The organism is Leptolyngbya sp. NK1-12, assembly GCF_032598965.1.
Lineage (GTDB): Bacteria > Cyanobacteriota > Cyanobacteriia > Elainellales > Elainellaceae > Elainella.
Map to the genome: position 1 here is coordinate 3,439,248 of NZ_CP053586.1, position 15,750 is coordinate 3,454,997.

Here is a 15,750-nt window from a genome sequence, read left to right on the forward strand (position 1 = left end):
TCCTAATGATGCGAATGATGGTGCCCATGCGAATGGTCATGATGGTGATGATGGTGGTGCTCGTGGTGATGTGCGGCTAGAGCAGGATTGACTGACAGGGCTTGTTCGGATAGCAGAGCGCCAATATGCTCATTGGCCCAAGCGGCCGCCATTTGCAGAAATTCGGGATGGTCGTTGACGCAGGGCATCTGCACATAGTTGACCTCAGGGTGCTTCCGCTGCAGGGCATGGATAATGTGGTCTACATCCAGTAGGGTTTCGTGATTTTCGGTGGCGAACCCAATCGGCATAAACACGAGGGCAGTTGCGCCCAGATCGATCAGATTTCTGGCGGCCAGCTCGACGTTGGGTTGAGTCCATTCGATCAAGGGGGTTTGATGGTTGAGCCAGCCCACCGAAATCAGCGGATAGCGGTTGATCAGCCGTTCGCGCACCTGGTCGTACAGTTTCTGGCTTTCGTCGATGCCGGAGGTAAAGCCTTTGGCCTTGTGGGGACAGCCGTGGTTCATCAGCACAATCCCAATCTGGGACGGCAAGTGGGCTACGGCCAGCTCCTCGGCTACTTTTTCCTCCACCAGACGGGCCAGCAAATCAAGGTAATCAGGGCGGTCGTAGAAGGACGGAATATAGCGCAGACCTTTCACCCAATGCTCGCTGTCGTTTGCCCTATCTGCCAGGGCTTTGTTCACCTGCTCGACGGCAATTCCGCTAGTAAAGATCGAATCCACCACCAGCAGGGGATAAATCAGGATTTTGTCAAACCCAGCGGCCTGAATCTCGGCTAGAACCTGCTTCGGCAAAAACGGAGCGCAGAAGTTGAAGGCTTTGAAGACGCGCACCCGCTCGCCCCATTTTTCCTGTAAATGCTGCTCGATCCCAGCCCGCTGCTTTTCAAAAATGGCGTTGTGGGGAGAAATAAAGTTGCCATGCTGGTGCTGCCATTCGTGCAGGTCAAACATTGCCAGCAGTTTCGCTAAACTCGGATAGATCCAGGTCGGTACGGGCGCAAATTTGGCGGTGAGTAGGTTGAGCGCTTGCTCGTTGTAGTTGGCGAAATCTTCGTAGCTTTCCACCTCGCCATAGCCCATCAGCAGTACTGCTACCCGATCGGATGGGGGATTAGACAAAGACGGAGACTGTTCGAGTTTTTCCGGGGTTGCAACCACGCTTGGCACCTCTGCTTCTTCGTAATTAGGTCAACAGCAGCGAATCCCCACCAGCGGTAGTTGTTGGGATGACTGGCATTGGATTTCGTCACGCTAGTCTGAACGTCCTCTAGCCTATCATCCCCCTAGGGGGGATAGCCACCCTATTAAGAATATCTATCTCCAGAGAGATAGGCGCGGGTGCTGGAAATTACTTCTAAAAATGATTTCAAAGCCGTACTTAGGGGTTAAAGTGCAGGTAGTTCGTCCTAGAGTTGGGCTATGACAAGAGGTTTACCGTGGTTGCCGCTGCTGGCAGTGTTTTGCTGGCTGGCTTGGGCCGGTTGGAATGAATTTCAAAAGCTGGAAGCCTATCGCTCTTGGGCCAGCCAATTTGACCATGCCAAATACGACATCTATGCAGTTTTAGGGCAAAAAGGCAGCGAGCTGACCTGGGGTAAACCGTCACGTCGGGGGCCTCTGAACCTGCAAACTTTTTCTTTACATCAGGTAAAGGCCATTCAGTTACGGATTGACAATCAAGTTGTGGACCCAACGGTGGATCTAAACGCAGTACCAACAGGTAAAACTATCGCTCTGGAATTTCAGCTCGCAGATGCAGAGACCATGGTTGTCCCGTTTACAGATGGCTCTCTCGCAGCTCAGTGGGCCAACCATCTCCAGGCCGACTGGCAAACTTTACGCCAACCCCAGGCTTAGATGAATTTGCTCATTAAACTTGCTTTACTTGAATTTGGGCGATTAGCTCGGAAACAATTGCCGAGCCGGAGAACAACCAGAGAACAACCAGAGAATAACCGGAGAACAGCAGAACGGACAGCCGGTTAAGGTTTTATGTCATCAATTGAAGGTCTGATTCAACAAAAACCGATTGAATTAGTCACTAAAGTTGGCAAACCTTAACATGTAGGATGGAGTGCTGGTTTCTGAGCTGCCATCTGACTACACGGACGACCGTAATTCCCCGAGTTTTCCACTAAATTTTTGCTATCGTCACACTCAGTAATTTTTCTTTACTAGTGCTTAAAATGTATAGGGTTTTACCTTGCTTTCAGATGCTCTGCGTTAGGTGAGGAGCTGGCGGCCAAATTGCCTAGTGCTTCTTTGAGGGTTACAGTTTAGGATGATTCTACAGCCTTTTTCAGGCTAGTGAAGTACGAAAACGGGGTGCAGGGGCAGTGCCCCTGCGTGGGGGCGAAGCTTCCACACCCCCCATACCTCACATGAGTGAAAAACGCTGTAGATGTTTTATACCAGGTGTTGAAAATACCGGCACCGATCATGGTAAAAGCTGATAATTGATTAATGATTGCATGATCATTTGGATAGCTAACCTAACCAACCATTGGGATTGGTTGAGATTGGAAGCGTGGGTTCCCCCTGACAGGAGTTAGATCTGAGGCATTGCTTGTAAGTTTAATTTGCTGGTGTTTCCCTATTAAATTGAAATGTCTGAGGTTCCCTGATTTAGTTGTTTTGCTTAGTTGTTTGGCCTGATTGCCTCTTATCTGCTGGTTTCGCTTAGTTTCAGTTGAATCGAGTTGCAGGTAAGCAACCTCGATCATGGCCTGGATTGGTCGCGTGATTCCCCAGATTTTTGGAGTTGCAATTCTTTGAGAGGTTAGAGCGAAGAATTGTGCACTGTGATGGCATGGTTCTGTACTAACGCCCTTTTCATGACAAATACTCGTGGATTTTACATCCGCAACGTCTGGCCACCTTGCCTCTGGGTATTCCCGTTTGGGCTGCAAACTGTGGTGATCTGCACGGCTCAATCGCCCTTTCCCTTCATTGCGATCAGCCAACTGTCCCACGGCTTGTTGTTCTGTAGCCAGAGCGATCAGTGGTTGCTGCCAGGAAGTAATCCCGTTGGCCTTGTAGAAGCCATTGTTGAGTTCCTGCATCGGCTGAACATGGAGGCATTACGAATAGGAGTGTGCAGTAGGCAGGTGGTGGCCACGGGGGTGAAACAGCAAGCAATACCGATCAGTCGAGAAGTCAATCGAGAAATCGGATCGCTGAGTTTGATTGGTTGCAGCCCATTCCACCAGACACGATGAAACACAACAAACGCCATAGGATTCGCCTCCCATTCAGTACTGCGCTGCCACTGTTGCTGATTGGCTGCGGCTGGTATGCGGTGGTTTCTCAGAGTCAAAGCCTGGAGCAGGCCACAATTGAAACCTATCAAAAAGCCCAGCTTGAAGTGGTCCGCAGTATGGCCAGGGCAGCCCGCACCTACATTACGCGCGAATTGGAGCTGCGCCCTCAGGCCGTCCATGAGATTGAACAGGAAGTGCTGGACTACTTCGTCAAACCCACCCGGATTGGTATAACTGGAAACGCCTGGATCTACTCACCCAACTATGTAGTGTTTGATGAAAGCGAAGATTTTCCGGAGGAATATCAAGGCAAAAGTATTGCGCTGATCTTTGCCCTGCAACGGCGGCATGGAGCTTGGCACTACGAGGAGATGACGCAAGCGGTGATGCAAGGCCGAGAAGGCGTGGGCTGGTATGTCTGGCAGCCCAATAAAGCCATCGAATCGACTCCCTGGTGGGAACCGCTGACGCAAGACGCCGGACGAGAAATCGCCGCCTGGAGTCCGGTGGTGGTGTTCCCGGATACGGAGCGGGAAAAAATCTGGGTCGTAGGGGTGTCGGCCATGCTGCCGGAGCTGATGCAGATGAACGGAGCCTATGCCCAGATCCAAAATTCCATCCTAACGATGAGCGTGATGACCATAGCCGTGTTGCTGCTAATGGTGTTGCTGCGCCACGGTCGAGTGGCTCTAGAAACCAGCGAAGCCCACTACCGCGCCATTGTGGAAGACCAGATGGAGATGATCTGCCGCTTTCGCTGTGATGGCACCCTGACGTTTGTGAATCAAGCCTATGCCGATACGTTTGGGATTACGCCCGGAAACCTGCGGCGGGCCAATGTGTTTGATCTGATTCCCCAAGCTGAGCTGCCTAAGATGCTATCCCAGCTCGCCAATTTGAGTGTGGCTCAGCCGACCTACAGCTCAGAACGACGGATCATTACTCCAGATCAGCAGTGGCGCTGGCAGCAGTGGACCGACCGGGCGATTTTTAACCATCGGGGGCAGGTGGTGGAAATTCAGTCGGTAGGGCGCGATATTACCGAGCGCAAACTCTACGAGGCGGAAATCGAACGGCTGGCCTTTACCGATCCACTCACGGGTTTAGCCAATCGCCGTCGCCTCTATGACTTGGGGCAAGCCTCACTGCGGGCCTCTGCAACTCAACCCAGCCCGGTGGCGCTGATTTATCTCGACCTTGACCGCTTTAAGCCAATCAACGACACCCTGGGGCATGATGCGGGCGATGAACTGCTGATTCAGGTAGCAGAACGGCTGCGGGCCTGTATTCGGGAAGGCGATACCCTAGCGCGGCTGGGAGGCGATGAGTTTGCCATTTTGTTGGCAGCCAGTGAACTGAATGACGCCAAGCGGATTGCCGAGCGGATTTTGGTAGCGCTGAACCAGCCGTTCCATCTGCGGGGCCATGCGATTCAGATCGGATGCAGTTTAGGAATTGCCACCACGGTAAACGAAATGCCATTTAGCGAACTGCTAACCCAGGCCGACATTGCTATGTATCGGGCGAAATCTCAGGGCCGAGGCAACTATGCCGTATTTGATGCCCTGATGCATGCGGAAACCCTCACCCGTCGCCAGCTTGAAACCGACTTGCAGCATGTGATCCAGCAAGACCAACTGCGGGTTTACTACCAGCCGATTGTTTCGCTGTCTACCTATGAAATCTTAGGGTTTGAGGCAGTAGTGCGCTGGCAGCATCCCCGTCGGGGGCTACTCACGCCTGCCGAGTTTCTCCCTGTAGCCGAGGAACTGGGGCTGAATCTGCCCATCGAGCGTTGGGTGTTGCGGCAAGCCTGTCGCCAAATCGCCCGCTGGCAAAGTCGCTATTCGACGGGTACCCATTTGCTGGTCAGCATCAACCTGTCGGATAAGCATCTGGCCCAGCCGGATATGGTGGACTATCTGAAAAGCCTGCTGCACGAAACCCGGATTTCACCTGCTAACCTGATGCTAGAAATCACCGAGGATATTGTGATTCAGCACTTTGAGACTGCCATTGCCGTGCTCACCCGTTTGCGGCAGCTCGGAGTTCAAATCGGCTTGGATGATTTTGGTACCGGCTATGCGTCGCTCAGCTATCTGCATCGGTTCCCGGTGGATATGCTCAAGATCGACCGCTCCTTTATGCAAATGATTAGCCGCTCCAGCCGCAATAGCCCCAAAAATGGCCAAATGGTGCGCTCGATTGCGCTGCTGGCTGAAAGCCTCGGCATTCCCACCATTGCCGAAGGAATTGAAACCCTCGACCAACTGACTCAACTGCGGGCGCTTCACTGTAGCTACGGCCAGGGCTATTTCTTTGCTGAACCCTTAAACCAATTTGCCGTCGAAGATTTCTTGAAATGCTATAACCATGAGAAATTGAGACTGAGAAGTTAAAACTTAAAAACTAAAAACGATTCATGTGGCGCTTTTCTCTGCCTGCGCGCTATCGCCATCTCTGGGTTGGCTCGAAGCGGTTTGCCATCTTTGAAGCCTGCGTGATTGGAATTGTCTCAGGACTGGCAGCCGTGCTGTTAAAGCAGGGAATTGGCTGGCTGGGCGGTTGGCGGGTGCAGCTCTCGCATCAGATGCCGGCCTGGGTTGTGCTGCCGTTGATTGGGCTGGTGGGCGGGGTGCTGTCGGGCTGGTTAATCGAGCGGTTGGCTCCCGAAGCGGCGGGCAGCGGCATTCCTCAAGTCAAAGCGGCCCTAGCGAATGTGCCCATTGCTCTGAATCTGCGGGTAGCGATTGTCAAAATGTTCAGCGTCATGATCGCGCTGGGATCGGGGTTAGCGCTGGGACGCCAAGGTCCAACCGTGCAGGTAGGCGCTGCCCTGGCCGGACAATTGAGTCAGTGGCTGCCCACCTCGCCGGAATATCGCCGTCAGTTGATTGCGGCTGGGGCTGCCGCTGGGTTGGCCGCCGGATTTAATGCGCCAATTGCCGGCGTTTTGTTTGTTGTCGAAGAGTTTTTGCAAGACTTTTCGGGTCTCACTTTAGGCACGGCGATTTTGGCTTCGTTTATTGGTGCGGTGGTGTCGCGGCTGTTGGGCGGACAGGGCCTCAGCCTGAATCCAGCCATGACCGATTCGGTAGTGAACTTTTCGCTGCAAGATGTGCCGTTTTTTTTGATTCTGGGACTGCTGGCGGGTTCGCTGGGAGCTGTATTTAGCCAGGGATTGTTTGTCAGCCTGGCCTTTTATCGACGAGTGTTGCGCTGGCGGCTGCCCTGGAAAGTTGGGTTGGCGGGGCTGGTGTCTGGTCTGGTGGTGATTCTACTGCCCGATTCGTTTCGGGACAACACTGGTTTGCAGGAGTTCGTCAGTATGGGCAGCGCCACGTTGCTGTTTACCCTGCTGGCGTTTGCGGTCAAGTTTCTGCTGACGCTGATTGCCTATGGCGCAGGGGCACCGGGCGGTCTGTTCGCTCCGGCGCTACTGTTGGGGGCAGCGCTTGGTCATGTGGTGGGGGTTGCAGCAACCCTGCTAGAACTCTGGGTTGGCATGCCGCTAGGAGTCCCGGCTGGGGTGAGTGCTCCTACTACCTATGCGCTGGCTGGCATGGGGGCGTTCTTTAGCGCTGTCACCAGAGGCCCAATTACGGCAATCGTGATTGTTTTCGAGATCACAATGGACTTCAATCTGGTGCTGCCCTTGATGATTGGTTCAGTCGTGGCCTATCTGATCAGCGACCGGGTGGCAAGCGGTTCGATCTACACGCGCCTGCTGGCCTGGAACGGCATTCATCTGGAAAAACCAATGGCGAGCGCCGGCCCCTGGAGCGAACTGACGGCAGCCGATCTGATGCAGCGACGGGTGGAAACCCTGGCTAGCTCGATGACGCTAGAGGAAGCAATTCAAGCCTTTTCCCGCTCGCACCATCGCGGCTTTCCGGTTGTGGATGAGGGCAAACTGGTGGGCATTGTCACCCAAACCGATCTAGCGGATATGTCGCGGCGTCCGGCCAAGGCTGAATCGGTAACGTTGGCCGATATTATGACGCCCCAGCCCGTTACCGTCAGCCCCGACGATCCCCTGACGCAGGTGCTGTATTTGCTGAATCGCTTCAACCTCAGTCGTCTCCCCGTTACCGAAGGGCACAAGCTAGTGGGCATCATCACCCGCGCCGATATCATTCGCGCTGAGGCCGATCAAGTCAACGGTGGAGCCAAACCGTTTGGACCGCGCCCCGAACCCTCCTATCTCGTCTACCAAACGCGCGCTCCCGCCACCGGCACCGGACGCCTGCTCGTGCCCCTCAGCAATCCCGAAACCGCCCCGATCCTGCTCCAACTAGCCGCCGTCATTGCCCGCGAACGCCATTACGAACTGGAATGCCTCCAGGTAATTTCGATTCCCCGCAGCCAATCGCCCGCCGAAGCCCCAGTCCGCACCACCAAAAGCCGCCGCTTGCTAAAACAGGCCGAGCAGTTAGGCCAGCGCTATGACATTCCGGTACACACCCAAATTCGCGTGGCGCATGACCCGGCCTATGCCATTCTGGAAACCATCAAAGAACGCCATATTGATCTGATTCTAATGGGCTGGAAAGGCTCGACCAGCACACCCGGACGCATCTTCGGCAATATTGTAGACACGGTGATTCGTCAGGCCGCCTGTGAAGTGATGCTGGTGAAATTGCAAGAACCAGTTCGCTTTAACCACTGGCTAATCCCAATAGCCGGTGGCCCCAATGCCCAAGAAGCGCTGCGGCTGTTGCCCGCTTTGGTCAAACTGGGACAGGAATCCAAGGTGAAGGTGTGTCAGGTATTTGAGCAGCGACCCAAGGCAGAAGAACTGGCCCATCTGCATGCGGTCATCGCTGATTTAGAAACCCATCTCAACTGTCCGGTTGGGGTTTGTCCGGCTTGGGGAAACTCGGTACCAGAGGCGGTGCTTCAGGTGGCGGCCCAGCAAAATTGTGATGTGATCATGCTAGGGGCTAGCCGGGAAGGCTTGTTGCAGCAGGTGATTAAAGGGAACATTCCAGAGGCGATCACGCGAGACAGCCGGTGTAGTGTGATTCTGGTACGCGATGCCATCACGACTCCAACCGACTAAGCTGATAGTTATAGTCTGAACTGTGCTCTCAGCAGGAGATGGCTGCATGGGGTCATTCAACTCGGCAGATGCAACAACCTACGATCAGGACTTTTGGCTGTGGACTCAGCAGCAGGTAGACTTGCTCAAAAGCGAGCGCTGGACGGAATTAGATGTGGATCATTTTGCCTGGGTTAATTTTCTAAGAGACTGTTTGTAAATGAATTTTAAGAGGCTAGAATCGACTTCCCATCTGATCCTCCCTAACCCTCCTTATTTAAGGAGGGAACCGAGTCAAATCTCTGAAGTCCCCCTTAAAAAGGGGGATTTAGGGGGATCTCAATCTTTGTTTACAAACAACCTCTAAAGCCAGCGTTCTAAAAGGCTCTTGAGATCGTTTAGCTTGATGGGTTTGCTCAGATAGTCATCCATGCCCGCCGCCAAGCACTTTTCCTGGTCCCCCACCATAGCGTAGGCCGTTACCCCGATCACGGTAGTTCGATGAGGCTGGCCTTGCTGTGAGCGCTGACTTTCTTGGATTCGTAGCTGCCGCGTTGCCTCGTAGCCATCCAGAACGGGCATCTGACAGTCCATCAGCACAATATCGTAGGTGCGCGTATCCAGTTGATCGAGCGCCTGCTGCCCATCACTCACCGCATCAGCCTCATATCCCAATCGCTTCAACATTTGCAGCATCAGTTTTTGATTCAGCGGCGTATCTTCTACCAACAAAATGCGAGCCGTTGACGGTACGACTGTGCAATCGGATGCAGTCGAGTGCAAAGCTGGGGTTAGCTGAGATTGCAGCGATTCCAACGATGCTGTAAACCAGAAGGTAGCTCCTTTCCCCAGAGCACTCTCAACGCCAATGTCTCCCCCCATCAGCCGGACAATTTTACGGCAAATGGTTAACCCCAACCCGGTGCCTTCGTACTGGCGAGTTGCAGAGGTTTCCACCTGAGTGAAGGGTTCAAAAATTCTGGCCTGGTCCGCTGGAGCCAGACCAATGCCTGTATCTTGAACCTGAAAATGCAGTTTGATGATTGAATCGTCATCGGACTCCTCCCAACGTTTAATGGTGAGCCGCACGGTTCCAGTGGCCGTGAATTTAATCGCATTGCTGATCAGATTTGTGAGAACCTGCCGCAATCGATCGACTGGACCCAACAGCCGATTGGGCACATCTGGTGTGATCGATGCTTCCAGCAATAGCCCTTTTGACTGGGCCTGCGGCTGAAACAGGGAGACTAGATCGGTGATCATGCCTCGCAGCGAAAATTCGACGGTGTCCAACTTGAGTTCTCCTGCCTCTAATTTGGACAAATCCAGAATATCGTTGATGATTGCCAGTAAACTTTCGCCTCCATGCGCGATGGACTGCACAAACCCCTGCTGCTCAGAATCTAGTGATGTCGTCTCCAATAGCTGCGTAAAGCCCAGGATGGCATTCATCGGCGTGCGGATTTCATGGCTCATGTTGGCCAGAAACTCACTCTTAGCCTGATTTGCCTTTTCGGCCAGCGCAGCGGCAGCTTGCAAAGCGATCTGAGACGATTCTAGGGCTGCAATCGATAGGCTGTGCCGTAACTCTCTGGCTGCCTCGATCTCCAGCACCTTCCAGGGCAGTGAGCGGTGGCTGACCAGTTCTTTCCAGAGCGCGAAGGAGCTTCTCGGTGAGAGACGCACCGTACCGTCGGGAGTGAGGGAAATGGCCTCGCGCGGATTGCCGCCCCAGTTGACGGTATAGCTTTGTTCAGGACGGAACCAGATGATGTGGTAGGAGGCTTGGTTGGTGCTCACAGAAATCGCTAAGATACCACTCGGCCTGTGGCGGAAACGGGCGGCTTCTGGGTAATGGTCAACCAGAATATCGGTAAAGAACACTTCGCTCGTTTCACGGGTTTGTAGCCAATTCAGTAAATGGCGGATTTGTTCTTTCGTGGGAGTTTGGCCTCCCAGCACAATCACCTGATCCAAAACGATGGCTACCCCTTGTGCCCGTATCAGGTCCAGCAAAATATCTTGACTGCGTTTGAGCACGGTTTTGATCTGGCTGGGTGAATGGGCTAGCTGCCGTCTAAAGTCCTCTTCGATCTGCCGGATCTGCTCGCGGTAGCTCTGCAACTCTCGCTCTTGTCGCAACAGCAGCTCCACCGACATCAATGGTCCCATCAATTCACAGATCCTCCGCACCTCATACTCGGCTAGTTTAGGCGTGTAGTGGTGGCAAGCAATCAAGCCCCACAGTTGGTCTTGATCGATCAAGGGAATCGTCATCGATGCGGCAACGTCCATGTTGCGGAGATATTCCAAATGACAGGGAGAAACGCCCCGCAACTCTGATTGGCTCAAATCCAACGGGGATGCCCAGGCTTCTCGTGATTCGCTAGTTGCATCAAGCGATACCAGGCCAACAGGCCGATAGTTCACATCAGGAATTAGGCGCAGCCAACGCCTAGTGAACAGTTTCCTAGCTTTGGGTGGAATATCAACCGCTGGATAATGCAGCCCCAAATAGCTCTCTAGTCCGGGACGTAAACTTTCTGCGACCACTACACCGCTGTAGTCATGATCAAACCGATAAACCATGACTCGATCGAAGTGGGTGAGATTGCGAACTGCCGTTGCGCCTTGTTGCAACAGATCGGCCAGTGTAGGTGCCCGCCTGATAGCGGCAAGGATATGGTTTAAGCGCCCATAAAACTGAGTACCCTGGAAGTTTTCAGGGGTTGCGATTGGCTCCATTTCGACAATCAGCATCCCGTTGACACGATGGGCAGAAGCCATAAACGTTGGGGCCGGACCAGGTTGCTTAGAGCCTTGTCTGCCAGCCAAGCTAACAGGAAAGGAATTGCCAGCCTCTCCGGTCTCTGGGGCTAGGGCATTGGCCAGATGCTCAATCGTTGAGTCCGTCACGATTGCTGCGAAGGGTTGGCCTAGTAATTGCTCTGGAGACAGTCCCAAATAGTCCTGCGTATTTTGGCTAGCTTGAAGGATTCTCAGCTCTGAACTTTGCAAAACTAAGAGCACTCCGTGAGGCTGGATTTGCCCAATCTGGTGAATCGGTTCGTACTGATCGGCTATTGACGGATGATCGGCGGTCAACGGAGCTGCCATTAAATTAATGGTCTCTGAAGCAGAGCTTTGGAGAGGCTCAAGAGAAAAATCCATGCTTGGGGAGTGACCTGTAAAAACGATACTGGCTATTTCATCTGCATTGGCAGCAAAGTGGTTGGCCGGCCCAAAACACTTATCTTTCAAAGATGCACTTTTGGATTATAAACACACTTCTGGCTTAAATCGGTTACGACTGATAGTCAGGAAAGTGTTCACCAAATCGCTTTAGCAATGAGACTTTTACCCAACAGCGGTGAATACTGACTGGAGCAAACCGAGTGAGAGCCTGCTCTCCTCTCTAGCTCAATTTACCGACCCCATGCACTCCTCATCATTTCCTTCCGAGAACTCATTGCCATCGGCTCATCCATCAACTTCGACTAAAGCGCCCTACCTGTTTTTGTTTCTAGAAATTTTGGGACGCGAAGGTGGGATTCAATCCTACGTCCAAGATATTTTTCGCAGCTATTTGGCGTTGGACAATCTGCCTAAAGCCGATGTGTTCTTGCTGCGCGACAGTCAAGCCGAGCATCCGTTTGCTTCCGACTCGTTGCAGTTTCACTACTTCAAAACCGGCTCGCCTCGCTTGGGCCGGATGCGCTTTGCCAAGGCGTTATTCACCTATTTGGTGCGCTACAAACCCCAGCAGGTGTTCTGCGGCCATGTCAATCTGGCCCCCATGGTCTGGCTGTTGTGTAAACCGCTGGGCATTCCCTACACGGTCCTCACCTATGGCAAAGAAGTCTGGCAGCCTGTACCGTCCCCATATCGGCGGGCGCTGCAACAGGCCGATTGCCTCTGGACGATTAGCCGCTACAGCCGCGATCAAGCCTGTACTGCCAATCAGCTCGATCCGCAAAAAGTGCAGTTTTTGCCCTGTGCAATCGATGGTGATGCTTTTACGCCCGGCGCGAAATCGCCAGAGTTAATCAGCAAATACGGTTTAGCAGATCACAAGGTACTGATGACCGTGGCGCGCCTCTGGTCGGGCGATATTTACAAAGGTGTGGATGTCACCATTCGTGCCCTGCCGCAAATTCTGCAAGCAATTCCCAACGTCAAATATCTGGTCATCGGGCGGGGAGACGATCAGCCGCGTTTAGCCAAGCTTGCTGCCGAGTTGGGTGTGGCCGAGCGCGTTGTGTTTGCCGGATTTGTACCCACGGCTGACCTAGTCGAGCACTATCGCCTAGCCGATGCCTATGTGATGCCGTCGCAGGAGGGGTTTGGGATTGTCTATCTAGAAGCGATGGCCTGTGGCGTTCCGGTGCTGTCGGGCGATGCTGATGGTTCTGCTGATCCGCTGCAGGACGGTAGGCTGGGCTGGCGGGTGCCCCATCGTGATCCGGAAGCAGTAGCAACGGCTTGTATTACGATCCTGCAAGAGATTGGCAAACGCGAACAGGGCCAACCCTACGACCAACGCTGTGATGGCATCTGGTTGCGGGAACAGGCCATCGCCCTATTCGGCAAGGCGGCGTTTGCCCAACAGTTTCAGTCCTTGTTGAGAGTTAGCTAATAAGACGGTTATCCGCCCAGCAGCATTCGTCATCCGCCTATCTCGGCTCCCTTGAGATCGGCTACGATTTTACATATCAGGAGGTTCTGACTTGCCCACTCGAAGACAAGCAGATATCGCCTGCACTAGAGGTCGTGATTAGCCGTCATAATTGGGCGAACCGCCACCCCTATCCTTTTAGTTAGTCTGGCGAATCCTGAAGCAGAAGTTGAAGCTATCTTTAGAAAGCAGCTCAATCAGTAGCAAACTGTTTTCTTAAGTAGGTAAGTGACGGTTGTACAAGCATGGCACCCATTGCCAACAGACAACCTTCTTCCAGCGACGGCTTGAATGGCAGCTAACCGATTCCTTCAGCCGGTAGATGGGTGAGAAGCAATCGAGTGACACAATCTGAGTGGCGAATCCAGATAACGCAATTCGGGTCAGAGTGTTCGAGTGACACAATAAAACAATCAGAAAAACAGTCAGATCAGAAATCAGTCAGAAAACAATCGGCCGTATAAGATTATCCGTTTGTCTAGGAGGGTAACAGGTGAATCAAAACAGCTTTAGAAGCATTCAAATTTCAGGGTTTGGCTTCTGGTTGACCCTCCTAGCAATCGTGTGGTTGCTCAGCTCGATTGGCTTAGGCTGGCTGGTTAAATCGGTTTTCGTGTTGATTGGAATTATTTTGCTGATGCCTGTGGTTGCCTTTCTAGGCTTTCGCTGGTGGCTGAAGCGCAATCTGGTCATCGACCGCTGCCCAGTCTGCGGCTATGAGTCGGCAGGGATCAACAACACCCAGCTGCGTTGCCCTAGCTGTAGCGAGCCGCTCAAAGTGGAACACAAGCACTTCCATCGCCTCACCCCACCCGGAACCGTGGATGTGGATGCGATTGATGTGACGGTGAAGCAGATCGAAGATTAAAAACTGGCGATCGGCTGACTGGCCAGGAGTTTGAGCGTTGCTATGCGCAGACGGGACTCTTGGCTGTGCTGCAGAGGGGATTGGAGTCCCCAAGCACATTAGAGACTGTTTGTAAATGAATTTTAAGAGGCTAGAATCGACTTCACATCTGATCCTCCCTAACCCTCCTTAAATAAGGAGGGAACCGAGTTAAATCTCTGAAGTCCCCCTTTTTAAGGGGGATTTAGGGGGATCTCAATCTTTATTTACAAACAAGCTCTTAACAAGCCCATCAAGAGTTTATCCAGCCCTCAATTTCCTAACGGACGATACACCCGGTAGTTGATATTTGGGAAAATATTGTCGATCGCTTCTACCTTTTGCAGCCAACCTGAGTCGATCTTGGCTTGCAGGATGTCTTCCCAGAGCTTGTTAAACCGCATCAGGTGGGAGCGGGTGCGGCGGACCGCATAGGGCACCATGGTGCCAGTGCGCATAATAAACGCCCAGTCGGAAGATTGGGCCAGCAGCAGCTCACGAGCCGCTTGATTCAGGGCACGGGTTTCTAATTCATCGCTCGGTTCGCGACGCGATAGGTTGATCATTCGCTCGGCAGCTTTGTGCAGGTGGGGATAGATCCAGGCGTTGGTTTCGTTCAGCCAATACTCGTGGAAGCCTCGGAAGCCCCAGCTTGACTGAGCCGGACGGCAAACCTGCTGCGTCGGGTGCTTTTTCAGGTAATCGGCCAGATGGGTCATTTCGTAGGTGCTTTGGTCGAACCAGGTTTTGCGGAACAGGTAGTCAATAAACCAAGGTCCTTCATACCACCAGTGGCCAAACAGTTCGGCATCGTAAGGAGACACCACAATCGGCGGACGCTGCATGATGCTATAGAGGTGCTCGATCTGGCGCTCGCGGTTATACATAAAGTTGCCCGCGTGCTCTGCTGCCTTCTCTTTGGCCCAGTAGGGGTCGTATTCTGCCTTGTCGCTCAGGCCCAGGCCGCGTCCGGTGATCTTGTGATACTTGATGCCGGTATTCTTGCGCTGGCCGTTGGGCATAACGTAGGGCTTGATGTACTCATAGTCCGCATCCCAGCCCAGATCCCGGTAGAACTCCCGGTACTCCGGCGCACCCGGATAGCCCACTTCCGACGACCACACCTGCTGCGACGACTCCTGATCGCGGCCAAACACGGCCACACCCGACTCGGTAAAAATCGGCGCATAGGTGCCAAAGCGAGGACGCGGACGGGCATAGAGAATGCCGTGCCCATCGGTGAGGAAGTAGCGCAGGCCCACATCGGCCACCATTCGCTCCAGGCCATCGTAGTAGGCGCATTCGGGCAGCCAGATACCGCTGGGCGGGCGGCCAAAGGTTTCGGCGTAATGCTCATAGGCGACTCTCAACTGCGCCCACACCGCCTGAGGATACATTTTCATCAGAGGCAAATAGCCGTGGGTAGCGCCGCAGGTAATAATTTCCAGATTATTACTATCTAAAAATTGTTTAAAAGCAGACACCAAATCGCCCTGATAGTGCTCCCATGTTTGCCTAACCTTGTTAAACTCAGTGGCATAAAATTCAGCGAGGTACCGGAGGTGGCCATTATGGATATTGCGGTCAATTTCTTTCTGGGTGAGCTCTTCTAACTGAGCCAGGTGCTTATCGTACCGTTCCTGTAACAGCGGATCTCTCAGCATCGACACCAAGGGCGGTGTCATACTCATTGTGATTTTGAAATCGATGCCATCTCGCCGGAAGCCCTCAAAAATTTGCAGCAGCGGGATGTAGGTTTCGGTAATTGCCTCAAACAACCACTCTTCTTCTAAGACATAGTCACTTTCTGGATGCCGGACAAAGGGCAGATGGGCATGTAAAACCAGAGCGAGATATCCAATACTCATAAGCTGGTGGAG

Annotated in this window: 10 protein-coding genes; 7 read left to right on the top strand and 3 right to left on the bottom strand. The window is 53.1% G+C overall.

Annotation, left to right across the window (positions count from 1 at the left end; all coding sequences use genetic code 11):
* Positions 1–2: 2 nt before the first annotated feature.
* Positions 3–1,166 carry a ferrochelatase gene (locus tag HJG54_RS14465; protein WP_316429471.1) on the bottom strand — a complete coding sequence of 388 codons (1,164 nt, stop codon included), beginning with the start codon at positions 1,164–1,166 and terminating at the stop codon, positions 3–5.
* A 261-nt stretch (positions 1,167–1,427) separates the two neighbouring features.
* Here HJG54_RS14465 and HJG54_RS14470 point away from each other — a divergent pair, with 261 nt between their 5' ends.
* The 5 genes from HJG54_RS14470 to HJG54_RS14490 all read left to right on the top strand — a co-directional run bounded on the left by HJG54_RS14470 (position 1,428) and on the right by HJG54_RS14490 (position 8,529).
* Positions 1,428–1,865 (top strand): hypothetical protein, encoded by a 438-nt coding sequence (locus HJG54_RS14470; RefSeq protein WP_316429472.1) that lies wholly within the window; start codon positions 1,428–1,430, stop codon positions 1,863–1,865.
* Between the two features lie 977 nt (positions 1,866–2,842).
* Entirely contained in the window at positions 2,843–3,226 is a 384-nt protein-coding gene (locus HJG54_RS14475; protein ID WP_316429474.1) for a hypothetical protein, read from the top strand.
* Positions 3,223–5,667 carry a putative bifunctional diguanylate cyclase/phosphodiesterase gene (locus HJG54_RS14480; protein WP_316429476.1) on the top strand — a complete coding sequence of 815 codons (2,445 nt, stop codon included), beginning with the start codon at positions 3,223–3,225 and terminating at the stop codon, positions 5,665–5,667. Before HJG54_RS14475 ends, HJG54_RS14480 begins: the two co-directional genes overlap by 4 nt.
* 23 nt (positions 5,668–5,690) lie before the next feature.
* The gene (locus HJG54_RS14485; RefSeq protein WP_316429478.1) at positions 5,691–8,330 is read left to right on the top strand and encodes a chloride channel protein; all 2,640 of its coding nucleotides are present in this window, start codon (positions 5,691–5,693) and stop codon (positions 8,328–8,330) included.
* A 46-nt stretch (positions 8,331–8,376) separates the two neighbouring features.
* Positions 8,377–8,529 carry a DUF29 family protein gene (locus HJG54_RS14490; protein ID WP_316429480.1) on the top strand — a complete coding sequence of 51 codons (153 nt, stop codon included), beginning with the start codon at positions 8,377–8,379 and terminating at the stop codon, positions 8,527–8,529.
* Between the two features lie 143 nt (positions 8,530–8,672).
* Here HJG54_RS14490 and HJG54_RS14495 read toward each other — a convergent pair whose 3' ends face one another.
* Positions 8,673–11,426, bottom strand: coding sequence for an ATP-binding protein (locus tag HJG54_RS14495; protein ID WP_316429481.1), 2,754 nt, complete (start codon positions 11,424–11,426; stop codon positions 8,673–8,675).
* Between the two features lie 253 nt (positions 11,427–11,679).
* On the opposite strand from HJG54_RS14495, the gene HJG54_RS14500 reads away from it, so the two are divergent.
* Together HJG54_RS14500 and HJG54_RS14505 are read left to right on the top strand one after the other, a co-directional pair.
* Positions 11,680–12,945 carry a glycosyltransferase family 4 protein gene (locus HJG54_RS14500; RefSeq protein WP_316429482.1) on the top strand — a complete coding sequence of 422 codons (1,266 nt, stop codon included), beginning with the start codon at positions 11,680–11,682 and terminating at the stop codon, positions 12,943–12,945.
* A 532-nt stretch (positions 12,946–13,477) separates the two neighbouring features.
* A complete protein-coding gene (locus HJG54_RS14505) occupies positions 13,478–13,852 on the top strand; it encodes a hypothetical protein (RefSeq protein WP_036006047.1) in 375 nt (124 codons plus the stop codon).
* A gap of 290 nt (positions 13,853–14,142) precedes the next feature.
* Here the strand turns inward: HJG54_RS14505 and HJG54_RS14510 are convergent, their stop codons facing one another.
* Positions 14,143–15,738 carry a glycoside hydrolase family 57 protein gene (locus tag HJG54_RS14510; RefSeq protein ID WP_316429483.1) on the bottom strand — a complete coding sequence of 532 codons (1,596 nt, stop codon included), beginning with the start codon at positions 15,736–15,738 and terminating at the stop codon, positions 14,143–14,145.
* Positions 15,739–15,750 lie beyond the last annotated feature (12 nt).